General features: G+C 68.5%; 24 protein-coding genes and 1 riboswitch. Of the genes, 14 read left to right on the top strand and 10 right to left on the bottom strand.

All coding sequences use genetic code 11. From position 1 onward, the window contains the following. Window positions 1–193: 193 nt before the first annotated feature. A complete protein-coding gene (gene hisC, locus ACFWGJ_RS01530) occupies window positions 194–1273 on the bottom strand; it encodes a histidinol-phosphate transaminase (protein WP_387320197.1) in 1080 nt (359 codons plus the stop codon). Between the two features lie 431 nt (window positions 1274–1704). Between hisC and ACFWGJ_RS01525 the strand changes: the two genes are divergently transcribed. The 4 genes from ACFWGJ_RS01525 (at window position 1705) to ACFWGJ_RS01510 (ending at window position 6621) form a co-directional block, all read left to right on the top strand. Beyond that, window positions 1705–2817, top strand: a complete 1113-nt coding sequence (locus tag ACFWGJ_RS01525; protein WP_107020452.1) for a LacI family DNA-binding transcriptional regulator — start codon at window positions 1705–1707, stop codon at window positions 2815–2817. A gap of 176 nt (window positions 2818–2993) precedes the next feature. Then, complete coding sequence (locus ACFWGJ_RS01520; protein ID WP_387320231.1) at window positions 2994–4220, top strand: metallophosphoesterase; 1227 nt, start codon at window positions 2994–2996, stop codon at window positions 4218–4220. Window positions 4221–4404: 184 nt separating this feature from the next. Next, window positions 4405–5277, top strand: coding sequence for a hypothetical protein (locus ACFWGJ_RS01515; protein WP_387320196.1), 873 nt, complete (start codon window positions 4405–4407; stop codon window positions 5275–5277). Between the two features lie 369 nt (window positions 5278–5646). Continuing rightward, complete coding sequence (locus ACFWGJ_RS01510) at window positions 5647–6621, top strand: helix-turn-helix domain-containing protein (protein WP_387320195.1); 975 nt, start codon at window positions 5647–5649, stop codon at window positions 6619–6621. Between the two features lie 77 nt (window positions 6622–6698). Here the strand turns inward: ACFWGJ_RS01510 and ACFWGJ_RS01505 are convergent, their stop codons facing one another. Together ACFWGJ_RS01505 and thiC are read right to left on the bottom strand one after the other, a co-directional pair. Beyond that, window positions 6699–6905 carry a DUF397 domain-containing protein gene (locus ACFWGJ_RS01505; protein ID WP_381833895.1) on the bottom strand — a complete coding sequence of 69 codons (207 nt, stop codon included), beginning with the start codon at window positions 6903–6905 and terminating at the stop codon, window positions 6699–6701. A gap of 609 nt (window positions 6906–7514) precedes the next feature. Beyond that, window positions 7515–9410, bottom strand: coding sequence for a phosphomethylpyrimidine synthase ThiC (thiC, locus tag ACFWGJ_RS01500; RefSeq protein ID WP_387320194.1), 1896 nt, complete (start codon window positions 9408–9410; stop codon window positions 7515–7517). Beyond that, window positions 9403–9559: riboswitch (TPP riboswitch) on the bottom strand. It overlaps the preceding gene by 8 nt. A 71-nt stretch (window positions 9560–9630) precedes the next feature. Between thiC and ACFWGJ_RS01495 the strand changes: the two genes are divergently transcribed. Then, the gene (locus ACFWGJ_RS01495; protein ID WP_381832436.1) at window positions 9631–11112 is read left to right on the top strand and encodes a YibE/F family protein; all 1482 of its coding nucleotides are present in this window, start codon (window positions 9631–9633) and stop codon (window positions 11110–11112) included. 127 nt (window positions 11113–11239) lie between these two features. On the opposite strand, the gene ACFWGJ_RS01490 is transcribed toward ACFWGJ_RS01495, so the two are convergent. From ACFWGJ_RS01490 to ACFWGJ_RS01475, 4 genes are all read right to left on the bottom strand, one after another. After that, a complete protein-coding gene (locus ACFWGJ_RS01490) occupies window positions 11240–11680 on the bottom strand; it encodes an SsgA family sporulation/cell division regulator (RefSeq protein ID WP_267028137.1) in 441 nt (146 codons plus the stop codon). Between the two features lie 99 nt (window positions 11681–11779). Continuing rightward, a complete protein-coding gene (locus ACFWGJ_RS01485) occupies window positions 11780–12583 on the bottom strand; it encodes an IclR family transcriptional regulator (protein WP_381832441.1) in 804 nt (267 codons plus the stop codon). A 234-nt stretch (window positions 12584–12817) separates the two neighbouring features. Continuing rightward, window positions 12818–13030 (bottom strand): DUF5326 family protein, encoded by a 213-nt coding sequence (locus ACFWGJ_RS01480; protein ID WP_189771436.1) that lies wholly within the window; start codon window positions 13028–13030, stop codon window positions 12818–12820. A 175-nt stretch (window positions 13031–13205) separates the two neighbouring features. Continuing rightward, window positions 13206–13523, bottom strand: a complete 318-nt coding sequence (locus tag ACFWGJ_RS01475) for a cupin domain-containing protein (RefSeq protein ID WP_381834445.1) — start codon at window positions 13521–13523, stop codon at window positions 13206–13208. 60 nt (window positions 13524–13583) lie between these two features. Between ACFWGJ_RS01475 and ACFWGJ_RS01470 the strand changes: the two genes are divergently transcribed. From ACFWGJ_RS01470 to ACFWGJ_RS01450, 5 genes are all read left to right on the top strand, one after another. Next, window positions 13584–13961: a phage holin family protein gene (locus ACFWGJ_RS01470; RefSeq protein ID WP_381834448.1), complete on the top strand. Its 378-nt coding sequence runs from the start codon at window positions 13584–13586 to the stop codon at window positions 13959–13961. A 9-nt stretch (window positions 13962–13970) separates the two neighbouring features. Further along, the gene (locus tag ACFWGJ_RS01465; protein ID WP_387320193.1) at window positions 13971–14462 is read left to right on the top strand and encodes a low molecular weight protein-tyrosine-phosphatase; all 492 of its coding nucleotides are present in this window, start codon (window positions 13971–13973) and stop codon (window positions 14460–14462) included. Further along, a complete protein-coding gene (locus tag ACFWGJ_RS01460; RefSeq protein ID WP_387320192.1) occupies window positions 14459–15613 on the top strand; it encodes a cystathionine gamma-lyase in 1155 nt (384 codons plus the stop codon). Before ACFWGJ_RS01465 ends, ACFWGJ_RS01460 begins: the two co-directional genes overlap by 4 nt. Before the next feature lie 215 nt (window positions 15614–15828). Beyond that, a complete protein-coding gene (locus ACFWGJ_RS01455; RefSeq protein WP_387320191.1) occupies window positions 15829–16734 on the top strand; it encodes a LysR family transcriptional regulator in 906 nt (301 codons plus the stop codon). 66 nt (window positions 16735–16800) lie between these two features. Further along, window positions 16801–17283, top strand: coding sequence for an NUDIX domain-containing protein (locus tag ACFWGJ_RS01450; RefSeq protein ID WP_387320190.1), 483 nt, complete (start codon window positions 16801–16803; stop codon window positions 17281–17283). 92 nt (window positions 17284–17375) lie between these two features. Here ACFWGJ_RS01450 and ACFWGJ_RS01445 read toward each other — a convergent pair whose 3' ends face one another. Next, on the bottom strand, window positions 17376–19160 hold the full coding sequence (locus ACFWGJ_RS01445) for a globin domain-containing protein (protein WP_387320189.1): 1785 nt from the start codon (window positions 19158–19160) through the stop codon (window positions 17376–17378). A gap of 502 nt (window positions 19161–19662) precedes the next feature. On the opposite strand from ACFWGJ_RS01445, the gene ACFWGJ_RS01440 reads away from it, so the two are divergent. After that, the gene (locus ACFWGJ_RS01440) at window positions 19663–20199 is read left to right on the top strand and encodes a DUF2269 family protein (protein ID WP_387320188.1); all 537 of its coding nucleotides are present in this window, start codon (window positions 19663–19665) and stop codon (window positions 20197–20199) included. Between the two features lie 5 nt (window positions 20200–20204). Beyond that, window positions 20205–21071, top strand: coding sequence for a GNAT family N-acetyltransferase (locus ACFWGJ_RS01435; protein WP_387320187.1), 867 nt, complete (start codon window positions 20205–20207; stop codon window positions 21069–21071). Window positions 21072–21158: 87 nt separating this feature from the next. On the opposite strand, the gene ACFWGJ_RS01430 is transcribed toward ACFWGJ_RS01435, so the two are convergent. Both ACFWGJ_RS01430 and ACFWGJ_RS01425 read right to left on the bottom strand, forming a co-directional pair. Then, entirely contained in the window at window positions 21159–21578 is a 420-nt protein-coding gene (locus ACFWGJ_RS01430; protein ID WP_387320186.1) for a heme-binding protein, read from the bottom strand. Window positions 21579–21628: 50 nt separating this feature from the next. Next, window positions 21629–22855 carry an MFS transporter gene (locus ACFWGJ_RS01425; protein WP_387320185.1) on the bottom strand — a complete coding sequence of 409 codons (1227 nt, stop codon included), beginning with the start codon at window positions 22853–22855 and terminating at the stop codon, window positions 21629–21631. A gap of 139 nt (window positions 22856–22994) precedes the next feature. Here ACFWGJ_RS01425 and ACFWGJ_RS01420 point away from each other — a divergent pair, with 139 nt between their 5' ends. Both ACFWGJ_RS01420 and ACFWGJ_RS01415 read left to right on the top strand, forming a co-directional pair. After that, window positions 22995–23459: a MarR family winged helix-turn-helix transcriptional regulator gene (locus tag ACFWGJ_RS01420; RefSeq protein WP_210881431.1), complete on the top strand. Its 465-nt coding sequence runs from the start codon at window positions 22995–22997 to the stop codon at window positions 23457–23459. A gap of 62 nt (window positions 23460–23521) precedes the next feature. Beyond that, on the top strand, window positions 23522–23974 hold the full coding sequence (locus tag ACFWGJ_RS01415) for a GNAT family N-acetyltransferase (RefSeq protein ID WP_387320184.1): 453 nt from the start codon (window positions 23522–23524) through the stop codon (window positions 23972–23974). Window positions 23975–24046 lie beyond the last annotated feature (72 nt).

Raw genomic sequence — 24046 nt, 5'->3', positions numbered from 1 at the left:
TGCCCGTTCGAGCGGTGACAGGTGGGGGTGCCTTGCTGCGGGCCCCGGCGCGTACGGCGCGAAACACCAGGTCAGAGGCGCGCGCGAGCAACGAACGAGACGAACGCCACAAGGCCCCGGCAGCCCGCTCTCGCGGGGCGCCAGGGCCTTGATCAACAGCTCTTGCCGACGGTCCGGTCAGATGTCGGTCCGGCTAGATCTCCTTGCGGAAGTTCTCCGTCGTCTTGAGGAAGATGTCGTTGGCCTCGGTCTCGCCCACCGTCACCCGGACTCCCTCGCCCGCGAACGGCCGCACGACGACCCCGGCCTGCTCGCACACGGCGGCGAAGTCGACCGTGCGCTCCCCGAGCCGCAGCCACACGAAGTTCGCCTGGGTGTCCGGCACCGTCCAGCCCTGGCCGCGCAGCGTGTCGACCACCCGCGTGCGCTCGCAGACCAGCGAACCGACCCGCCCGAGCAGCTCGTCCTCGGCGCGCAGCGAGGCGACCGCCGCGTCCTGCGCGAGCTGGCTCACCCCGAAGGGCACGGCCGTCTTGCGCAGCGCCGCCGCCACCGGCTCATGAGCGATCGCGAAGCCGACCCGCAGCCCGGCGAGACCGTACGCCTTGGAGAACGTACGCAGCACGCACACGTTCGGCCGCTCCCGGTACAGCTCGACGCCGTCCGGCACCTCGGCGTCCCGCACGAACTCCCGGTACGCCTCGTCGAGAACCACCAGGACGTCGCCCGGCACCCGGTCGAGGAATCGTTCCAGCTCGGCCCGGCGCACCGACGTACCCGTGGGGTTGTTGGGGTTGCAGACGAAAATCAGCCGGGTCCGGTCGGTGATCGCGTCCGCCATCGCATCGAGGTCGTGGACATCCCCCGGCGTCAGCGGCACCTGGACCGGCGTCGCCCCGCTCACCCGGGTGATGATCGGGTACGCCTCGAAGGACCGCCAGGCGTAGATCACCTCGTCACCCGGTCCGGAGGTCGCCTGCACCAGCTGCTGGGCCACGCCGACCGAGCCCGTACCGGTGGCCAGATGCGTGAGCGGCACCCCGAACCGGTCCGCCAGCTCGCTCATCAGCCCCGTGCACGCCATGTCGGGGTAGCGGTTGAAGGTCCCGACCGCCGCGGTCACGCTCTCCAGCACACCCGGCAGCGGCGGATAGGGATTCTCGTTGGAGGACAGCTTGTACGCCACCGGACCGCCCGCCGCCGCGGGCCTGCCCGGCTTGTACGTGGGGATACCGTCCAGCTCGGCTCGCAGCCTCGGGCTCGTCTCGCTCACCGCAGTCCTCCTCGTGACCGTCTCCGGCTCATCACCACCACCGGCTACCAATACTGCTCACCTTAAGAGGATTCGGAGCCGCTGAGTACGGCCGGGACCGACCTCCCGGCCGGCACGGAAGATCCGCCTGCGCACTCCCGGGCATCAGCGCACGAAGGCGTACGAAAGAGGGGGCGCGCCGCCCGCCACAGCCCGCGCCGGTGGCTCGCGCCGTGGCGCGCATCCCTCGTGAAGGTGAGTTGAGACCTCTTCGAGACATGGCCCCTTTGGCAGGCTCATGCGCGTCGACAAGTGACGTATCGCCATTGAATCGGTCAACTCCCTTGCTTTCCAAGGGAGTTAGGCAGTAATGACCATGCAGAAACGTGCCTGTCAACGAGTGCATATGCGTCCGCACTACCCCACCGCATGAGCCCTACTATCGGCTCGCCATGACAGCAGCAGGGAAGCACCAGGTGAGCCGGTCGGATACCTCGCGTCGAGGAAACCGGCCGGGCCGGGCGGGCATCAGAGACGTGGCCGCGGCCGCCGGAGTCTCCATCACGACGGTCTCCGACGCCCTCAACGGCAAGGGACGGCTCCCGGACGCCACCAGACGCCATGTCCGCGAGGTCGCCGATCGGCTGGGCTACCGGCCCTCCGCGGCGGCCCGAACCCTCCGTACCGGCAAGTCGGGCCTCATCGGCCTGACCGTGACGACCTACGGGGACGAACCCTTCACCTTCACGGAGTTCGCGTACTTCGCGGAGATGGCCAGAGCCGCCACCTCGGCCGCGCTCGCCCGGGGCTACGCCCTGGTCATCCTCCCGGCGACCTCGCGCCACGACGTGTGGTCGAACGTGGCCCTGGACGGGACGGTCGTCATCGACCCCTCCGACCAGGACCCGGTCGTCAGCGAACTCGTCCGCCAGGGGTTACCGGTGGTCTCGGACGGCCGCCCGGCCGGCTCGCTGCCGGTGACCGCCTGGGTGGACAACGACCACGAGGCCGCGGTCCTGGGCATCCTCGACCACCTGGCCGCTGCCGGAGCCCGCAGGATCGGCCTGCTGACCGGGACGACCACGGACACGTACACGCACCTCTCGACGACCGCGTACCTCCGCTGGTGCGAGCGTGTGGGCCAGGATCCCGTGTACGAGGCCTATCCCGCGCACGACCCGTGCGCGGGGGCGGTGGCCGCCGACCGGCTGCTCGCCCGGCCCGACCGTCCCGACGCCGTCTACGGTCTTTTCGACCCGAACGGCACCGACCTCCTCGCGGCGGCCCGGCGTTACGGTCTGCGCGTACCGGACGACCTGCTGCTCGTGTGCTGCAGCGAGTCCACCGTCTACGCCAACACCGAACCGCCCGTCACGACCCTCTCGCTCAAACCGAGACGAATCGGCACGGCCGTGGTCCAGCTCCTCATCGACGCCATCGAGGGGGTCGAATCGGACCAACCGGTCGAGCAGGTGATACCGACGGAGCTGATCGTGCGCACCTCCTCGGAGCGACGGCCGCCGCGGACGACCGTCAGTCCGCCGAGGTCTCCGGAGCAGGGGTGACCTCCGACGCGGAAAGGCCCTCCCAATTCGGGAGAAAACCACGGTGAACTGGGGTTCTGCTCCGATTCACCACCCCTGGGTCATCACATGGCGCGATCCGCATTCCTATGATGGGCGGACGACACCGCGGGCCGCTGCGACCAGGCAGTCCGACGCGGTGCAGATGCGGCGCGATGGTGGTGGAGGGGTCGATGACTCAGGGGGCCGGTCAGGGACCCGAGATGCGGACGCCGACGGTGCGCGACTTCCGCGTACCGGCGTACGTCCACGAAGCCGGTCCGTACGCGCAGCCGCCCGGACCGCACCCGGCACCGCCCGGGCAGTACGACCGGTCGGCCGAACCGTACGACCGCTCCGCCGAGCCGTACGACCAGGCGGCCGACCCGTACACCGGGCCCCCGGAGCCGTACGTCCGATCCGGTTCCTACGCGGGCGGACCGCCGCACGGTGAGGCCGGCGTCCCCGCCGCCGAGCCGGAGGGCTACACGCCGACGGAGCGCGACCTGCCGGTCATCAACCGCGGCGACACGGTCCAGGTGCCGGTCGACCCCGAGGCCGCGCCGATCCCGCAGCCCGACGAGGGACCGGGTCCGCTGTACGTCGTCGGCGACGTGCACGGATACCTCGACGAACTCGTCTCCGCGCTGCACGAGAAGGGACTCATCGACCTCGAAGGCCGCTGGGCGGCCGGGACCTCCCGGCTGTGGTTCCTCGGCGACTTCACCGACCGCGGGCCCGACGGCATCGGCGTGATCGACCTCGTCATGCGGCTGTCCGCCGAGGCCGCCGCGGTCGGCGGCTACTGCAAGGCGCTGATGGGCAACCACGAGCTGCTGCTCCTGGGCGCCCGGCGGTTCGGGGACACCCCCGTCAACTCCGGCGCGGGAACCGCCACCTTCCAGGCCGCCTGGCTCCTCAACGGCGGCCAGAAGACCGACATGGAGCGGCTCCAGGACCATCATCTGCAGTGGATGGCCCGCCTGGACGCGATGGAACTGGCCGACGGGCATCTGCTCGTGCACTCCGACACGACCGCCTATCTCGACTACGGCGACTCCATCGAAGCGGTCAACGACACCATCCGCGAAACCCTCACCCGCAATGACGCGGACGAGTGCTGGGACCTGTTCCGCAAGTTCACCAAGCGCTTCGCGTTCCGCGACGACGGCGGTGCGCAGGCGGTCCGCTCCCTGCTGGAGACCTACGGCGGTTCACGCATCGTCCATGGTCACAGCCCCATTCCGTACCTCCGGGGCGAGGTCGGCTCCGAGGACGGCGAGAATTCGCCGCCTCTCGCGGTCGAAGAACCTCATGTGTACGCGGACAAGCTCGCGATCGCGATGGACGGCGGCGTGACCATGGCCGGAAAACTGCTGGTCCAGCAGCTTCCCCTGGATAGCTAGGCGTTCACGGGGCACCCGTCCTGGGATGGAGGACGCGTGCGGTCCGGGGGCAAATTCTGGAAACCCCCTGTCACCCTGTGCCGTCATCGCTCTACCATCGGCTTATCCGTAGCAGGCTCCCCTCCGTTTCTGCCCGACGGCTCGTCAGCATGCCGAGTCACCCAGCCCTACGGAGCATCGGGGGATGCACATGAACAGCGTTCCGCAGCACCTGCTGAGCGAGGACCGCCACGAGTACGAGCGGATCCTCGACGAGGCGCTGCGCTCCGCACCACACCGTCCGGAACTCGCCGCTGTCGGTCAGCGGCTCAACCCCGAGCAACTGCGCACGATGGCGCTCAACGCCACCGCACTCATCACGGCGGCCGCGGCGAGCGAGTACCAGCACTACGTGAAGGTCCGCGAGGAACTGCGCCAGCCTGCGCCGTCCGCCCCTCCCGTCCGCGAAGGATCCAGCAGCTCCTCGGATCCGGGCACGAGCGCGGTGGGGCTCGCCACCGCCATGGGCGAAGTCGCCGAGACCACAGGGGCCGGTGCCGCCGCGGTCGTCGCCGTGCTCGCCCCGGTCCTCGCCGGCACCGCCGCGGCGATCTTCCTGCTCGTCGGCTACATCCTGAAGATGCTCAGCCCCGAGCCGGGCATCGCACGGACCCTGCTCACCACCGGCTGGGTCTTCGGCGCCATCACCGCGGTCTCGATCCTGGTCGCCGCGGTCGGCCTGCTGCTCGCCGCCCTGCGCAACGGCGCCAGCTCGCTCCAGGCCGGTGTGCACGGGGAGCGGAGCGAGGAGGTCGCTCTGGCCAGGGAAGCCTGGCACGAAGCACTCCTGGAGCGCGGCCTCATGCCGTTCCTCAGGGAGGCTCTCGCCGACCCGGGCACGGCGGCCCTCGGCCGTACGAAGCCGACGGAACCGGTCAGCCGGATGCCGCAGCTCGGCTACAACCGCCCGGGCTTCAGCAGCCCCGACGGGGGTGCGGCGGCCGGCCCCCGCCCCAGCTACTCAAGCCCGGACTTCAGCAGCCCGGACTTCGGGGGCCCGGAGCACGCTCCGGAGTAGGAGCTGGACTGCGGACGGCGCGTGCGCCGACAAGCACCAGGGCTTCGGCAAGAATGATCGACGACGGGAATCCGTCGTCGATCTTTTCTTTTTACGTTCTGCTCAATTGTGTCGCCGAATACGACACTCTCTCCTCTTCCATCATTCATCACCACGTGTGAGTCAATAAGCGTTCTACCGTAAGGCGAGCCCCACTAATCAACTCTCATGCACAGATTTGCAGGTGGGCTTGTTTTATCTGATGGATCGAAGGATGCTATATGCCATGTGGCAATCCAGCATGACGCACTCGGCACAGAGGCAGGCAGGTAGGCGGCCTTGAGGCAGCGAGCGCTTCGCTTCGCAGCCCATGGCAGTCAGGCGTTCAGAGTGGCAGCGATCGGCGGGTGGCCGCTCGGCCGAGCGGCCGAAAGCGGCATGCCGGAGGGCCTTGAGGCCACTAGCCTACTGACGGACAACGCCATCTGCGTCAGGACGGAGACCTCGGTGCCACAGGAAGAGCCCGGATTCCAGCGTGCACGACTGCGTGACCGCCTCAAGAAGGCGAGGGAGGGCGCAGGACTGAAGCAGCGCGAGGTGGCTGAGCAGCTCGACTGGTCACCCTCAAAGGTGATTCGGATCGAGGCCGGCACCGTCGGCGTGTCGGTCACAGACGTACGCGTGCTGCTGTCGCACTACGGCATCACCGATCCGGAGCAGCTGCGGACACTGACTGACATCGCTCGCGAAGCTCGGCGACCACCGTGGTGGTCACCCTTCCGTACGTGGGTCTCCCAGGAATTCGAAACCTATCTCGGATACGAAAGTTCCGCCTCGATCCTCCGAAGCTTTCAGCCGGATCTTGTTCCGGGCCTCCTACAGACAGAGGAATACGCTCGCGAGATCCTCACACGCCTCAACACGGGCGCCGAGCGAACAGAGCAACTCGTTCAGCTGCGCCTCGAACGGCAGGATCGACTCGTCCATACGGACGGGCCTGAACTCTTCTTTATCCTGGACGAGTCGGTAATCCGCAGAACCGTAGGTTCACGGGAGACCATGAAGCGACAGTACGAGAAGTTGCTGGCGGTCAACGAGATGCCCAATGTCAAAGTACTCACTGTTCCGTTCAGCGCCGGAATCTATCGACAATTCAGAAATACATACGTTCTCTTTCAGTTTCCTGACGACGAGGACGAACTGGTCGCCTACCTGGAGAATGCGAACGGCGAGGTGATCTTCAGCGAGAAGGCACTCGGTCGAACATCCCAGCATCGGCCGACCGACTACCTTGACGACTTCTGGGAGGTAGAAAGGGAGGTGGCCAAAGAGGTGACGCGGGAGTTCCTGTTCGGCCAGGAATGACAGCAGCAAAGGGGAGCCTGCTAGGCAGAATCCTGGCGGAAGCCCGCGCTTGACCTCTTCACACAGAACGCGACGCGTTACGGTGCGCCGCCCACCCTTCCGTCAAAACCCTTCAACCCGGAAAGGAAAGAGACCCAAGCATATGCCGTAAATTCCAGGAGGACACCATCGGGATCACGTGAGTCGCGTACCGCCACCTCTTCGATGAAAGCCACTTCAACACAGTCGCCAGTGCCGCTCGCCGAACTCTTCCGCCACAGGCCTTCAGCACCATCGATCGCCATGCAATCCCCCACGCCTTCACCTGCGAAAAGTGGCAACACCGAGGCATTTCGGCATCCATATCAGTATGGATGCCGTCTTCGATGCTGCCAAGACGCACTGAAGCACCCATCACATTACGATAAATGGAGGTATATGCATAGTAAACACTTTAAAATGCCAGCAGCATCACACAAACCGCTGGCCGAAAAGAAACCAAGATTGTTCCGAATGAACACAGCAAAAGGGAGCCCTGCGACCCGGCCGGCAAGCTTCAGGTCGCGGACTCCCTTGCGCCAAGCACCCCCGTCTACGAAACCGAAAGGAGCTCTGCCATGGAGTCTACAGACTCCATCCCGGAGGGCTACTCACCACACAAGACCAGCTCAACGAACTGGAAGCAATGGGCGCGCTCCGCAGGCGCCAACGCATTCAAGGGAGCTTGCACGGCTCTTGGGGCCGGCGCAGTCTCCCTGCTGATCTGGTGGCTCGAAAAGCAATAGCGCACCTCTCTCACCACCGGCCCCACCCGCGCGCCGGACGGGCCGGATCACCGAGGTCCTGGAAATGATCGTCCAGGACCTCGGCATCGCAGCACCACGACCGTTCGGTCGGCCAAAGGTGAACGAACCCTATTCGCTCGCAGCCATGGGCAGATAGACCCGGTTGCCCGCGGCGGCGAACTCCTTGGACTTCTGGAGCATCCCGTCGGCGACCTCTTCGGGTGTGGCCCCCACGTCCGCCGTACCGCCGAACTGCTCGTTGATGCTGTGGCTGATCTTCATCGAGCAGAACTTCGGCCCGCACATCGAGCAGAAGTGCGCCGTCTTGGCCGGTTCGGCCGGCAGCGTCTCGTCGTGGAACTCCCGTGCGGTGTCCGGATCCAGGGCCAGGTTGAACTGGTCCTCCCACCGGAACTCGAAGCGGGCGTCCGACAGCGCGTCGTCCCACTCCTGTGCGCCCGGATGCCCCTTGGCGAGATCCGCCGCGTGGGCCGCGATCTTGTAGGTGATGACCCCCGTCTTGACGTCGTCACGGTTGGGCAGGCCCAGATGTTCCTTGGGCGTGACGTAGCAGAGCATCGCCGTGCCCCACCAGGCGATCATCGCGGCACCGATGCCGGAGGTGATGTGGTCGTACGCCGGCGCGATGTCGGTCGTCAGCGGGCCGAGCGTGTAGAACGGGGCTTCCTCGCAGATCTCCTGCTGAAGATCGATGTTCTCCTTGATCTTGTGCATCGGGACATGCCCCGGGCCCTCGATCATGGTCTGTACGTTGAAACGCTTCGCGACCTTGTTGAGCTCGCCCAGGGTCCGCAACTCCGCGAACTGCGCGGCGTCGTTGGCGTCCGCGATCGACCCGGGCCGCAGCCCGTCGCCGAGCGAGTACGTGACGTCGTACGCGGCGAGAATCTCGCAGAGCTCCTCGAAGTGCTCGTACAGGAACGACTCCTTGTGGTGCGCCAGACACCACGCCGCCATGATCGAGCCGCCGCGCGAGACGATGCCGGTCTTGCGGTTCGCGGTCAGCGGGACGTACGGCAGGCGCACGCCCGCGTGGACGGTCATGTAGTCCACGCCCTGCTCGGCCTGCTCGATGACCGTGTCCTTGTAGATCTCCCAGGTGAGTTCCTCGGCCCGTCCGTCGACCTTCTCCAGCGCCTGGTACAGGGGGACCGTGCCGATGGGGACGGGGGAGTTGCGCAGCACCCACTCACGGGTGGTGTGGATGTTGCGGCCGGTCGACAGGTCCATCACCGTGTCGGCGCCCCAGCGCGTCGCCCAGGTCATCTTGTCCACCTCCTCCTCGATGGAGGAGGTGACCGCGGAGTTGCCGATGTTGGCGTTGACCTTCACCAGGAACCGCTTGCCGATGATCATCGGCTCGATCTCGGGATGGTTGACGTTGGCCGGCAGCACCGCCCGGCCCGCCGCGATCTCCTCACGGACGACCGCGGGGTCGACGTTCTCTCGGACGGCCACGTACTCCATCTCCGGCGTGACCTCGCCCCGCCGCGCGTAGGCGAGTTGGGTCACCGCCCGCCCGTCACGGCTCCGGCGGGGCAGACGCGGACGCCCCGGGAAGACCGCGTCGAGGTTGCGCAGTCCGCCGCGCGGCGAGGTGTGCTTGATCCCGTCGTCCTCGGGGCTCACGGGACGGCCCGCGTACTCCTCGGTGTCACCACGGGCGATGATCCAGTTGTCGCGCAGGGGTGCCAGCCCCCTGCGTACATCGGTGTCGACGACCGGATCGGTGTACGGGCCGGAGGTGTCGTACAGGGTGACCGACTCACCGTTGGTGAGATGCACCTGACGGACCGGCACCCGCAGGTCAGGGCGCGAGCCCGCGACATACGCCTTGTGCCAGCCGATGGACTTCGCGGTTTCGGACTTACCGCCCTCGCCGTTCTCGGGCGAGGCGGCTGTTCCGCCGTCCTCGGCCGATGCGGACGCCTCGATGCCGTCGACCGGGGCGAGCGCCCCGCCCGTCCGACTGGAGGCAGGCGTGCGTACGTCCTTGTTGGTCATGAGACCTACTCCCTACGCCGGCATTACCCGGTAACAGGTTCGGCGGTCGACGCAGCGTTTCCCGTCCGGCGATGTTCCACGTGAAACATCGCGGATACGGAGGTCAGCGCCCTCTCAGCCCGGTGCTCCGAGCTCCCGCGTGTGCAAAGGTGCTTCCACGCTAGCGTCACAATGGGCGCGGTGAACAGTGGGCCCCTCTCGTTCTTGCGATGATCGGTCGGTGACCACGACGCAGCAGCCCCCACTTCCGCCGTCCGAACCGCCCCACGGACACGGCCACGACGGCCACGGGCACGGCGGCGGACCTGGACAGGGACCCCATGGCCCCGGAGGCGGTGGCGACCGGCCAGGCGGCGACGGACCTGTCGGTGGCGGGCACGGCCACTCGCACAGTCATGGCCCCGCGGCCCCTGTCTCCATGCATCTGCGCAAGATCATCGCGGCGGTGTTGATTCCTTTCGCCGCGGCGGTCGTTGTCGGTCTCGCGGTGCTCTGGCCGGGCGGCGCTCCCGGACACGAGCGCACGGGTGTCGGCTTCGACCGGCAGACCCAGCAGGCCACCGTGACCAAGGTCGACACGGTCGACTGCAAGTCGGTGAACGCCTCGGGCGAGACTCCGACCGGCGACACCTCGACGGCCGAGGGCTCGTCGGCTCAGCAGCAGGAATCAGGCACCTGCAAGAAGGCGACGATCCGCGTCGACTCCGGCAAGGACAAGGGCCGCACCTTCACGGAGATCGTCCAGCCGGACTCCTCACGCCAGTTGGAGCAGGGCCAGGAGGTGATCGTGGCCTACGCGCCCGACGCCCCCAAGGAACTCCAGTACTCGGTCACCGATGTGAACCGCAAGTTCCCCATGGCGCTGCTCGCCGGTATCTTCGCCCTCGCCGTGGTCGTGGTGGGCCGGATGCGCGGTGTCATGGCGCTGATCGCGCTGGCCGTCAGCTTCCTGATCCTGACGTTCTTCATCCTGCCCGCGATCTTGCAGGGGTCGAATCCGCTGGTCGTGGCGGTGGTCGGGTCCAGCGCCATCATGCTGATCGCGCTCTACATGTGCCACGGCCTCTCCGCCCGGACGTCGGTCGCCGTGCTGGGCACACTGCTGTCCCTGGTGCTCATCGGGCTGCTCGGCTCACTGTTCATCGACTGGGCCGCGCTGACCGGCAACACCGACGACAACACCGGCCTGATCCACGGTCTCTACCCGTCCATCGACATGAGCGGTCTGCTGCTCGCGGGTGTCATCATCGGTTCGCTCGGAGTGCTCGACGACGTCACGGTGACGCAGACGTCGGCGGTCTGGGAACTGCACGAGGCCAATCCGACGATGGGCTGGCGGGGTCTGTACCGCGCGGGCATCCGTATCGGCCGCGACCACATCGCGTCCGTCGTCAACACGCTCGTCCTCGCCTACGCGGGCGCGGCCCTGCCTCTGCTGCTGCTCTTCTCCATCGCGCAGAGCAGCGTGGGGACCGTGGCCAACAGTGAACTGGTGGCCGCGGAGATCGTCCGCACCCTCGTCGGCTCGATCGGACTGGTCGCCTCGGTTCCGGTCACCACGGCCCTCGCGGCCCTGGTGGTCTCGGCCGACCGACAGGGCGACGCCGCTCCGGCCCAGCAGCCTCAACAACCGCAGCCATCGACCCCCTCCGGCTCCAAGGCACCGCTGCGCGGCGGGAGCGGCCGGCGCCGCAAGCACTGAAGCCGCAGCGGGCAGCGGGCAGCGGGCAGCAGGCAGCAGGCAGCAGGCAGCAGGCAGCAGGCAGCAGGCAGCCGAGAACGACGGCCGACGAACGGGGAAGCGGCATCTCAGGTCGGCCGCCGCAGCGTCACCCCGCGCTCTGTTCCTCCGCCAGGATGCGGTCCAGGGCCTCGTCCAGATGCGTGTCGAAGTCGGCGAGGGAACGCTCCTGGCCCAGCGGCACCAGCCGGTCCGTGCGGTCGAGGAACGCCAGCAGCGGCGCCGTACCGCAGCGGAACAGGGCCTGGTCGACGCCCACCTGAAGTCGGATCAGCACGTCGCCGAAACTCTCGGAGTCCGAGGGAGTGATGTGCACGTCTCCGTCCCCGCACGGCCGGCCCACACCGTCGATCAGCAACTCCCGGCCGAAGGCCCAGGTCACCGGAGCGTCGCCGGGCAGGTGGAAGGTCAGACGCACGGCATAGGGATCACAGGTCTCGTAACGCAGCTCCACCGGGATGCGGAAGGAGAGCTCCTCCGAGACGACGAAGCTCATCATGACCTCTGCCTGTACTACCGACTCGCGCATCGCCTACCCCGTCGTTTGCCGTCCATGGCCGGGAATCGTCCACCTAAACACTTCTGGCATCTTGCTGAACGTGTACACCAGATCACAAGGAGTGAGTTTTCAGATGCTGATAGAGACCGCAAGTGTCCCCATCAGCGTGTCGATCTCGCTCTGCAGTCGCCGGGCCGCGGGCAGCAGCCGTTCGGCCTGGTGGGACGGCATGGAGATGGCCACGGTGGCGGCCGTGCTGCCCAGGGTGAGCGGGATCGCGGCACAGACCGTGCCCAGCGCGTACTCCTGACGTTCGAGCACGGGCTGCATGCGTCCGGCGGATTCGAGACGGCGAATCAAGGTCTGATCGTCACGCACCGTGTACGGCGTGACGGATCGCACGGGGTAGCGGTCGAGGTGGTTCCTGCGCCCCTCCGGGTCGAGCTGGGACAGCAGACACTGGCCGATCGCGTGGGCGTGCCCCGTCTCCCGGAAGTCCGCCCACTCCTCGACAGCGGGATTGCCGGGGGTGTCGGCGACGCACTCGACCTCGATCTCCCCGCCGCGGTAGACCGCGTAGTAGACCGGAGCACCGATCGAATCGCGCCAGCTTCCCAGGGCGTCGGCGATCGTGCTGCGACGTTTCTGCTGGGCGCCGCTGTGGCTCAGCCGCTCGGCCGCCTCACCGAGGAAGAACAGCCCCTTGTCGCGGCGCAGATATCCCTCGTGCACCAGGGTGCGCAGCAGGTGGTACGCCGTGGGGAGAGCCAGTCCGGCCTCACGGGCCAGCTGCTTCGCGGGCGCTCCGTGCTCGTGACGCGCGACGGACTCCAGAAGACGCATCGCACGCTGCACCGAACCGATGAGGGTCGTGGGATGCGGCTCGGAGGCCGCAACCTTCGGTCCTGGGGGTGCGGTGTCAACCGTGGCCAAAGGTCACTCCCGAGCGCGAGGGGGCCGCCCGTGCGAGGGTGACACGGGAGGATTCGGAACGCCGCTCCCGAGGATCAACCCCGCGGCGAGTTCCGGACTTTAACCGTCTGCCACCGATCGCTGACGACATGCCTCGAAAACTTCCCCCACCCGAGGGAACCGACGCTTTCCCTCAGCGGAACGGGTCTGCCGGACGGTGGGGTCCGGCACTCACCTGTCCCCCGTGCCGCCCCTCTACCAGTCGCTCCTCGACGAGGAGCCCGACATGAACTTCCGTACGACGTAGATCAGTCCGCCGACCAGCGCCACGAAGAGCAGCAGCTTGAAGAGCAGGCCGATCACGAATCCGACGACACTCGCTATCAGGCCGCCGAAGACGACCAGAGCGATGACCGGCACCGCGACCCACTTAACCCACCACGGCATCCCCGCGAAGATCTCTCGCATCGCTCGTGCTTCCTTGTCTCTCTGCCCGTTTCCGAGTGCTGTCCCTGATCGTCCCCACCGTGCCGGCGGGCCACGAATGTCCTGCCTCGATGCTAGGCGCGACAGGGGTGCCGGCGGGGGCCTCGCACCCCTTGTCTGCCCCTGACCGTTCCCCTAGGGAACCCTGAGGCGGACGTCAGCTCTCCGGCGGAGAGAAGACCACGACGACCCGCAGATCCTCGCTGATGTGGTGGAACTTGTGGGCCACCCCCGCGGGCACGTACACGACGCTGCCGCGCGCCACCTGCGTCGTCTCCATGCCGACCGTGATCGCGGCACGGCCGCTGACGACGAGGTAGACCTCGTCCTGGCGGTGGGGCTGCTGCGGGTCCTGTGCGCCCGCGTCCAGCGCGTACAGGCCGACCGACATGTTCTTCTCGCGCAGGAACTGGAGGTACGCGCCGTCGTTGGCGGCGCGCTCCGCCTCCAGTTCGTCCAGCCGGAATGCCTTCATCGCCCTGCTCCGCCCTTGCCCCGCTGCTCGTTTTCGATCTCTTCTGTCACGATCAGACACATGAAGAATTTCGTAGTCAAGACGATCGCCAACGCGGGTGCCCTGGCGGTCGCGGTGTGGCTGCTCGACAAGATCACCCTGAGCGGTGACAGCACGGGCAAGGAGATCGGCACGCTGCTGCTTGTCGCACTGCTCTTCGGGCTGGTGAACTTCCTGGTCAAGCCGGTCGTGAAGGTCCTCACCTTCCCGCTGTTCATCCTCACGCTCGGACTGATCACGCTGGTGGTCAACGCCCTGATGCTGCTGCTCACCTCGTGGTTGGCGGACAAGCTCGACCTGAGCTTCCACGTCGACGGTTTCTGGACCGCCGTCCTGGGCGGCCTGATCATCTCGATCGTCTCCTGGGCCCTGAACGTCGTCCTTCCCGACGAGGACTGAGCGACCCCGATGCCCTATCGCGTGTGCTTCGTATGCACCGGCAACATATGCCGCTCCCCGATGGCCGAATCCGTCTTCCGCGCGCGGGTGGCCGAGGCAGGGCTCGACGCTCTGGTCGAGGTGGACAGCGCGGGTACCGACGGCTGGCACGAGGGTGACGGCGCCGACCCGCGCACCGTCTCCGTACTGGAGACGAACGGCTACGGCAGCAAACATGCGGCCCGCCGCTTCCGGCCCGACTGGTTCTCCCGGCTCGACCTGGTGATAGCCCTCGACGCCGGGCACCTCAGGGCGCTGCGCCGCCTCGCGCCGACCCCGGCCGACGCCGAGAAGGTCCGGCTGCTGCGCTCGTACGACGTCTCCGCCGGCGCCGATCTCGACGTACCTGATCCCTATTACGGGGGGATGGACGGTTTCGAGGAGTGTCTTGAGATGGTGGAGGCGGCGAGCGGCGGACTGCTCGCCGCTGTACGCGAGCAAGTGGAGGAACAGGCGGCATGACGAATTCTTTCGAGGGAGCGGGTTCCGAGGGAGTGGGTGACGGCACACGTGCCGTGCGTGCGGGGCTGCCCGAGCCGGTCAAACACGAGCCGACCCTCCCCGGCCCGGTCTTCGCCGCCCACTTCCACCTGCCGGGCGAGCCCACGGGCTCCTACACGTACGGACGGGACGAGAACCCGACCTGGACCCATCTGGAGCGCGCCATCGGCGAGCTGGAGGCTCCGGGCCGGGACGGCGTCGAGACGCTCGTCTTCGCCTCCGGCATGGCCGCCATCTCCGCCGTCCTCTTCTCCCAGCTGAGCGCCGGCGACACGGTCGTGCTGCCCGACGACGGCTACCAGGTCCTGCCGCTCGTCCGCGGACAGCTGGAGGCGTACGGCATCGAGGTGCGCACGGCGCCGACCGGCGGCGACGCGCAGCTCGACGTCCTCGACGGAGCGAAGCTGCTGTGGATCGAGACCCCGTCGAACCCGGGGCTCGACGTGTGCGACGTGCGACGCCTTGCCGAGGCCGCCCATGCGCGCGGCGCACTCGTCGCGGTCGACAACACCCTGGCGACACCGCTCGGGCAGCGGCCGCTGGAGCTGGGCGCGGACTTCTCCGTGGCCAGCGGCACCAAGCAGCTCACGGGGCACGGAGACGTCCTGCTGGGGTACGTCACGGGTGCCGACGCCTCGGCGATGGCCTCCGTACGGCGCTGGCGCAAGATCGTCGGGGCGATCCCGGGGCCCATGGAGGCATGGCTCGCGCACCGCTCGCTGGCCACGCTGCAGATGCGCGTGGACCGGCAGAACGCGACCGCCCAGGTGATCGCCGAGACACTGCGGGACTGGCCCGAGGAGCTCGGTGTCCGCTATCCCGGCCTGCCCGGCGACCCTTCGCACAAGATCGCCTCACAGCAGATGCGGCGCTTCGGGTGCGTGGTGTCGTTCACCCTGCCCACGCGCGCGCGTGCCGACCGTTTCCTCGACGCACTGCGGCTCGTGGACGACGCGACGAGCTTCGGCGGCGTGCGGTCGACCGCCGAACGGCGCGGGCGCTGGGGCGGCGACGCGGTCCCGGAGGGCTTCATCCGTTTCTCGGTCGGCGCCGAGGATCCGGAGGATCTGGTGGCCGATGTCCGGCGGGCGCTCGCCGAGTCCGCGAAGTGAGCGCCTGCTGAGTGACCGGCCAGTAGCCGCGGTACGCACAACGGACGGTCCGAGCCTCCCCCCTCGTGGCTCGGACCGCCCCGGTTCTCTGCGCTAAGAACCGCGCGAACAAGGCTAGTTGACTCTGTGTCAGTGTCCAATCACGGTAGCGACAGGGAGCTATCGACTTATTTATAGTTGGGGGCTTCCGGCACGCTGGGGATCGAAGGGAAGCCATGGATCTGGCCCTGCTGCGGACCTTTGTGACCGTGCACCGGGCCGGCTCCTTCACCCGGGCCGCCGCCCTGCTCGGCCTCTCCCAGCCGGCCGTCACCTCACAGATCCGCACACTCGAACGGCAGCTGGGACGCCCCCTGTTCCTGCGCCAGGCCCGCGGGGTGACCCCCACCACCATCGGGGACGAACTCGCCCACAAGGCCGCTCCGCATCTCGACGCCCTCGTGGAGATCACCGAAACCGGCCTCGACGCGGACTCCTCCGTGCGCACCCTCCACCTCGCCGGGCCACCGGAGTTCACCGCCGAGCGCGCGCTGCCCGCGCTCACCGAGCTGATCGGCGACGACGGCCACGGCTTCGCGCTGCGGGCCTCGTTCGGCAACGCGGAGGAAACGCTCGAAGGACTCGCCGCCGGGCATCACGATCTGGCCATCAGCACGGCACGCCCCCGGGGCCCGCTGCTCACCGCGACTCCGCTCTGCGACGAGGAGCATGTGCTGGTCGCCGCCCCGCGCTGGGTCGCCCGCATCGACTCCGACAAGTTACGGCTCCAGGGCGCGCCCGCCCTGGAGAACCTGCCCGTGGTCGAGGTGCACGAGTCGCTGCCGTTCATCGCCCGTTACTGGGCTTCCGTCTTCGACTCCCTGCCCGCCGCGTCGGGCACGGTCATCGTTCCCGACCTGCGGGCCGTGCTTGCCTGCGCCACCACCGGCGCGGGACTCGCGGTCCTGCCGCGCTATCTGTGCGGACCGGCCCTGGAGCGGGGCGACGTGGTGGCGCTGAGCGAGCCGACGGTTCCACCCCTTCGTACATACTTCCTGGTGGTACGGACCGGCACCCTGGCCATGCCGCATATCGCGCGGGCCCACGAATGGCTGATGCGCGCCGCTACCGGCTGGTCGTGACGCAGAAGCCTCGCCCGGTGCGGACGGCGATGTTTCACGTGGAACCAACCGGGCCACATTCCTCCCATGACCGACCGACCCGTGGTCAAGCGCACCGCCCGGGCCGTCCTGCTGGACGGCGACGACTTGATCTTGATCAAGCGGACCAAACCCGGCGTCGATCCCTACTGGCTGACGCCCGGCGGCGGGGTCGAGCCCGAGGACACGACCGTCGTCGACGCGCTCCACCGTGAAGTGCACGAGGAACTCGGCGCCAAGATCACCGATGTCGTGCCCTGCTTCGTCGACACCGTCGAGCACATCGGCGCGGACAGCAGTTCGACCGGGGTCAAAGTGCAGCACTTCTTCGTCTGCAACCTGGAATCCATGGATCCCTCGCTGCGCCACGGCCCCGAGATCGAAGAGCCCAGCGGCGAGTACGAGATCGTGCGAATCCCGTTCACCCGCGTCGGCATCGCCTCGGTCCACCTCGTACCGCTGTCGCTGCGGCACTATCTCGACGGGAACATCGAGGGCGTACGGGCGATGCAGGCACCCGACCTGGGCTGACGCCCCGCTGGTTGCCGGGCCGGTCGCCCCCGCTGACGCGAGCCGGGACCGGGGCCTGAGGCGGGGCGGGGGCCAGTCCGGTGTCAATCGTGTCAGTCGCGTGCCGCGACCAGGTCCTCCACCGCGTCGTGACGGATCCGTGCGGAGGGGATACCGATGTCCCGGAGCGCGTCCACGCCGTTGCGGATCATGCCGGGCGGGCCCGAGAGATACGCGTCGTACTCGTCCCACGGACCGTATTCACGGACCGCGTCGGGCAGTTGGAGATGCGCCAGCTGGTCGACTATGGGACGCACCGAGAGCCATGAGTGGCTCTGCTGGAGCCGGAGCATGGTGTCGATGTCGTACAGGTCATGGTCGGTGCGGGCCCCGTAGAAGACCTCGACCGGGCGCCTCTGTCCGTGTTCGGCGACATCCTCGACCAGCGCCTTGATCGGCGCGATGCCGGTGCCGCCGCCCAGGCAGAGCAGTCCGCTGTCGGTGGTGTGGTCGACGGTCATCGAACCCGCGGGCGGGCCGAGCCTGACGATGTCGCCGGGGCGGGCCCTGTGCACCAGCGCACTGGAGACCCAGCCGGCCGGTACCGCCTTCACGTGGAACGACAGCAGCCCGTCCGAGCGGGGCGCGGAGGCGAACGAGTAGTGCCGCCACACACGAGGCCACCACGGGGTCTCCAGGCTCGCGTACTGGCCCGCGAGGAAGGGATACGGCTGGTCGGGGCGGACCGTGACGACGGCGACGCCCGGGGTCCTCAGATCGTGCGAGACCACCTCGGCGTACCACCAGGCCGGGGCGCGCAGTTCGTCCGCAGCCGCGGCGTCGATCATGACCTGGGAGATCGTCGTGTACGCCCTGACCCAGGCAGCCTCGGTCTCCCCGTCCCAGACCGGCCCGGCGAACCGGCCGAGTGCGCCGAGGAGGCATTCCCCGACGGCCGGGTAGTGCTCGGGGCGTGTGCCGTACTTGCGGTGGCCGCGGCCGAGGTTCTGCAGATACGAGACCAGGACGTCGGTGTTGTCGATGTGTTCGGCCGCCGTCAGCAGGGCCTTGAGAAGCCGGTCCCGCTGGGTGTCCATCGCGGCCGGGAACAGAGGGCGCAGGTCGGGATGGCGGACGAAGAGCAGCGCGTAGAAGTACGAGGTGACCTTGTCGGCGACGGGCGCCACTTCCGCCATGGTGCGGCGGATGAGGACGGCGTCGGGGGAGGCGGGCCTCGTGGGGGCGGGCGCGGGCGCGGGCACCGAGTCAGGGGCGGGCGCGGAGACTGCCGTGGGGGCTGCTGCGGGGGCTGCTGCGTGGGCCGAGACCGACGTGGGGGCGGCTGCTGTGGGAGCTGTGGGGTGGGAGGGCCGCCGGCCGGGAGCCGCGTGCTCGTAGCCCGCATGCTGATGGCTCGGATGGGGACGGCCAGGGTGCTCATGGCCCGGCCTCGGCGGAGAGGGAGGGTCGTTGTGCGTCACTGCGCGAGCTGTCGCCTCGCGTGAGGCCGCCGGGGGCACGGGCGGGACGCCACGGGCGGGGCCTTCGCTCCCGCCGGGGACACTTGCGCGGCCGGGGCCGGGGCCGAGATCGGGGCCGGCTTGATCGGCATCGGCGTCAGCCTCGGCTCGGTCGGCGTCGGCTCGATCCGTGTCCGGTCCGGGATGCGCACTCGGGGGTATTCGCCCCGGTGCCGCGCCGCCGTCTCCCCCCGGGGACCTGCGAACCGGCCGCAACGCGGCCAGGCGTCGCCCCTCGGTCGCCCCCTGCTCGCCGCCCGCGGGCGGCTCCGGTGGCGTGTGCGGTGTGAACCAGCCGCCTCCGCCGCCACCCCCTGAAGTGCCGTTGTCGGCCGACGTGGTGGTCGGAGCGTCCATGCTGTGCCTCGCCTCGAACATCTTTCGGTCGGTCTGCGCACCTCCTCGATCGGAAGATGCCTGCTTTCCCCCCGCAGACTGCTTGCTTCGCCCCGTTCCGTCCTGTCGGCCAATGCGCCCATAGTGGACCGCGTCCTCGCACACTGGGGACAAGTGGGCCGAGAATGTGACATTGGCCGCACTACAGCCAAGCCAGCATCCCACCCATTACCACCAGCCGGTCGCGTAACCGGAAATGCGGGTCTTCGATCTTTCTGTCCCGTTAGGCTGCATTGCTCTGGGATCGCCCCGACGGGATGTGCGGACACCTCGTCGGACACGAACCGGAGTCGACCATACCGGCCGCGGTCCGACACACAAGTCCCCCATTCCTTACGTCAGGAATTGCGTGGTGGACGTCTCAGCAATTCTTTCAATTGCCGGGCGGGACAGGCCAATTCACACGGTGTACGCCGAGGCGAGTACGCGGGGTTACTCCCGCTGTCAGATTCCTCAGCCGCTCGCGCGCAGCACGGTGTTTCACGTGAAACTAAGCCGACCCGCGCGCCGGGCCAACCTCGTCGTCCATGTAGCCGCGTCCGCCTGCTGGCTCGGGCTCACGCTCGGGCTGCTCGCCCTGGGAATCACCGCGACCACCACCGGGTCCGCGGTGACCGTGGAAGCCTCCGTCCGCGCCATGAAGACCTTCGCCGACTGGCTTCTGCTCCCCCTCGCGTTCCTTACGCTCCTCACCGGCCTGGTGCTTTCCCTGGGCACGCCCTGGGGCCTGGCGAGGCATCGGTGGGTCTACACGAAGTTCTGGCTGACTCTCGCCACCACCACGGCCACCGTCTTCGCCCTGCGCCCCGGGGTCGACACCGCGGTCGCCGCGGTGTCGGACGGCGGACCGCTGCCCGACCCCGGTGATGTCCTGTTCGGACCGATCGTCTCGCTGTCCGCTTACCTCTTCATGACGGCGATCTCGGTCCTCAAGCCCTGGGGGCTGACCCGGCGCGGGCAAAAGATCCGTACGACCGCCCGCAAACCGGTGGACGCGGAAGCCGCCCGTCGGACAGCCTGACCTGCGTGCCGACTCCTTCCCCCGCCGCTCTGCCCATCCGCCGTCTGACGCCCCGCGATCTCTCCGCCTGCGCCGACCTCTCCGAGAACCGGGGCTGGCCCCGCGAGGAACACAAATGGGGTCTGCTGCTCGCCGCCGGTACGGGCCATGGCATCGACGACCCCGGTGGAGGCCTTGTCGCCGTCTGCGTCGTGACCGCCTACGGGCCCCGGGAACAGCCGGAACTGGCAGCCATCGGCATGGTGCTGGTCGCCGAGCGGTACGCCCGCCAGGGCATCGGGCGCCGCCTCATGCGCCATGTCGTGGCCGAACTGGGCACCACCCCGATCACCCTGCACGCCACGCCGTACGGGCGCCCTCTGTACGAGGAACTGGGCTTCAAGACCATCGGGCGCGCCGAGATGGTCCGTGGCCGCTTCAGCCCTCTGGGCCCGGAGCCCGGGGTTGCCACGCGCGCGGCCACGGCCGAGGATCTCGTCACCATCCTCCGCCTCGACGAAGAGGTCTTCGGCACGGACCGGACGCACATGATCACGCGGCTGCCCGCCTTCTCCGACCACCTGCGCGTCGCGGAGGAGGACGGCCGGATCATCGGGTACGCGGCCGCCTGGCCCAACATGGACAACCATGTCGTGGGCCCGCTGATCGCCCGGGACACGGAGACGGCGAAGGCGCTCATCACCTCGCTGGCCTCGCGTACCGACCGCCCCCTGCGCACGGACATCGACGTACGCCATGAGGAACTGCTGGCGTGGGTCAAGGAGCACGGGCTCGCCTCCGTGAGTTTCAACGCGGTCATGACGTACGGCATCGGGGAGTTGCCCGGCGACTGGACGCGGCGGTTCGCTCCGCTCACCGTGGCCGCCGGCTGAACCGAGTGGCGCGGGCAGAACAGAGCGAACCGCCCGCTCGGGGATGAGCGGGCGGTTCGCTGTACGGGTGCTCCGGGCGCGGTCCTCCTAGGCGAGGGACTGCACCGCGGCGGTGGCGAAGCCGTGGTCCTGCTCCGGGGCGCCACCGCCGACTCCGATCGCGCCGATCAGGCGGCCGTCGCGGTGGACCGGCACACCGCCGGCGATGAACAGGAGCGGACGGTCGAGCGCGGTCGGCAGGGTGTGGAAGAGCCCTCCGGGCTGGACCGCTTCGACGAGATCCGCGGTGGGAGCGCCGAGCTGCAGCGCCGTGTAGGCCTTGCGGGTGCTGGTCTCGCCCGAGATCAGGACGGCCCGGTCGTCCCGCCGGAAGGCGAGCAGATGGCCGCCCGCGTCGAGGACCGTGACGCTGACCTTGACGTCCGCGGCTTCCGCGGCACGACGGGCGGCCGTGACGAGCGCCTCGGCGTCCTGGATGGTCAGCGGGGTGACGGTGGTGGTGCTCATGAGGGTTTCTCCTTGCGAGGTGGTGCGGTGTGGGGGTTGGCGGCCGACGCTCAGTGGTGGACGACGGCCTGCTGCTGAGCGGAGTGCGCCTGTTCCGCCTTCACGACGACCGGGGCCGCCGGATCGGTGGAGTCGGCGCGGCGCTCCAGCGCGGCCGACAGGACAGCGAGCAGCAGGGCCGCTGCGGCCAGGACGGCGCCGACCCAGTTGGGGGCGGTGTAGCCCATGCCGGCCGCGATCACGACGCCGCCGAGCCAGGCCGAGAGGGCGTTGCCGAGGTTGAAGGCGCCGATGTTCACAGCGGAGGCGAGGGTCGGGGCGCCGTGCGCCTGGTCGAGCACCCGCTTCTGCAACGGCGGAACGGTGGCGAACCCGAGGGCTCCGATCAGCGTGATGGTCACGGCCGCCGCGATCTTGTTGTGCGCGGTGAGGGTGAACAGGGCGAGTACGACCGCGAGGGCGCCCAGTGACACGTACAGCATCGGCATCAGGGCGCGGTCGGCGAACCTGCCGCCGATGAGGTTGCCGCCGACCATGCCGAGGCCGAAGAGGACGAGCAGCCAGGTGACGGAGCCGTCGGCGTAACCGGTGACGTTGGTCATCATCGGCGCGATGTAGGTGATCGCCGCGAAGACTCCGCCGAAGCCGAGCACGGTCATCGCCATGGCGAGCAGGACCTGGACGTTCTTGAAGGCGGCCAGTTCGTGGCGCAGGTGCACGCCTTCCGGCTTGGGCATGTCGGGCACCAGCCTGGCGATGCCGGCGAGGCCGAGGACGCCCAGCGCGGCGACGACCGTGAAGGTCACGCGCCAGCCGGCGGACTGCCCGATGAGGGTGCCCAGCGGTACGCCGACGACGTTGGCGACGGTCAGACCGGTGAACATCATCGCGATGGCACCGGCCTTCTTGTCCGGGGCGACCAGGTCGGCCGCGACGACCGAGCCGATGCCGAAGAAGGCACCGTGCGCGAGCGAGGCGATCACGCGTCCGATCAGCATGACGGTGAAGGTGGGGGCGACCGCGGAGATCAGGTTGCCGATGATGAAGAGCCCCATCAACAGCATCAGCATCCGCTTGCGGGAGATCTTGGTGCCGAGCACGGTCATGAGGGGCGCGCCGAACATGACTCCGAGCGCGTAGCCGGTCACGAGGAGACCCGCGGTGGGGATGGAGACACCGAAGTCGTCGGCGACCTCGGGCAGCAAGCCCATGATCACGAATTCGGTGGTTCCGATTCCGAAGGCCCCGATCGCGAGGGCCAGAAGCGCGAGAGGCATGGGGGACGACCTTCCCAGAAGATTGCAGGAGCGCTTTACGTGCGTTCACAATAGTTGCAGACGCGGGTTAAGTGCAAGCGCAGGATATTGCGGCCGTGCCCTATCCTGGTGTCAGCCACTCCGGGACGGAGGAATTGCCATGACAGCGACGGACCCCGCGCTCACCGCTCTCGCCCAGGGCTGGTGCGCCCTCTCTCTGCTGCACGGGAGGATCGAGGCGCACATCGAACGAGCCCTGCAGACGCGGCACGGCCTGAGCGTGCGCGAGTACTCGCTCCTCGACGTCCTCAGCCGCCAGCACGACGGCGACGGCGGCCATCTGCAGATGAAGCAGGTCGCCGACGCGGTCGTCCTCAGCCAGAGCGCCACCACCCGGCTGGTGACCCGGCTGGAGGACCGAGGCCTGCTCTCGCGCTATCTGTGCCCGACCGACCGCCGCGGCATCTACACGAACGTCAGCGAGGCGGGGCTCAAGCTTCTGGAGGAGGCCCGGCCCACCAACGACGCGGCCCTGCGGGAGGCGCTGGACGAGGCAGCCAGGAGCCCCGAGCTGGCCCCGCTGGTTCGCGTCGTGGAGTCGGCGAGCCTGCCCGCGCCCGCCTAGACGGATCCACCGCGGACACGGCTGCGCCGTTCTCGTTCCGCATGGCTGCATAGGCTGACGCCATGGGAGATCTTGAGATACGCCCCGCGGTCGCCGACGACATCCCCGCGATCGTCGGGATGCTCGCCGACGACCCGCTGGGCTCGCAGCGTGAGTCCCCGGACGACCTGCCCCCGTACCTGGCCGCACTGGAACGCCTCAGCAGCGATCCGAACCAGCACGTGGTCGTCGCCGTGCGGGAGGGCCGGATCGTCGGCACCCTCCAGCTGACGATCGTTCCCGGGCTGTCCCGCAAGGGAGCGACCCGCTCGATCATCGAAGGCGTACGCGTCCATGCCGACGAGCGGGGCAACGGTCTGGGCACCCGTTTCATCGAATGGGCCGTGGACCGCTCCCGGAGCGAGGGCTGCCAGTTGGTACAGCTGACGTCGGACGCCAGCCGGACGGATGCTCACCGGTTCTACGAACGCCTCGGCTTCACCGCGTCGCACGTCGGTTTCAAGCTGCAGCTCTGAGACGCGGCCCGGCGAAGTCGGGTCATGGATCATGACATTGCACAGCATGGCGAGGGGCGTCCTGTTTCACGT

Source organism: Streptomyces sp. NPDC060205, assembly GCF_042728395.1.
GTDB lineage: Bacteria > Actinomycetota > Actinomycetes > Streptomycetales > Streptomycetaceae > Streptomyces.
Note: the sequence above shows the minus strand (reverse complement) of the source record. Positions and strands in the feature narration are given on the sequence as shown.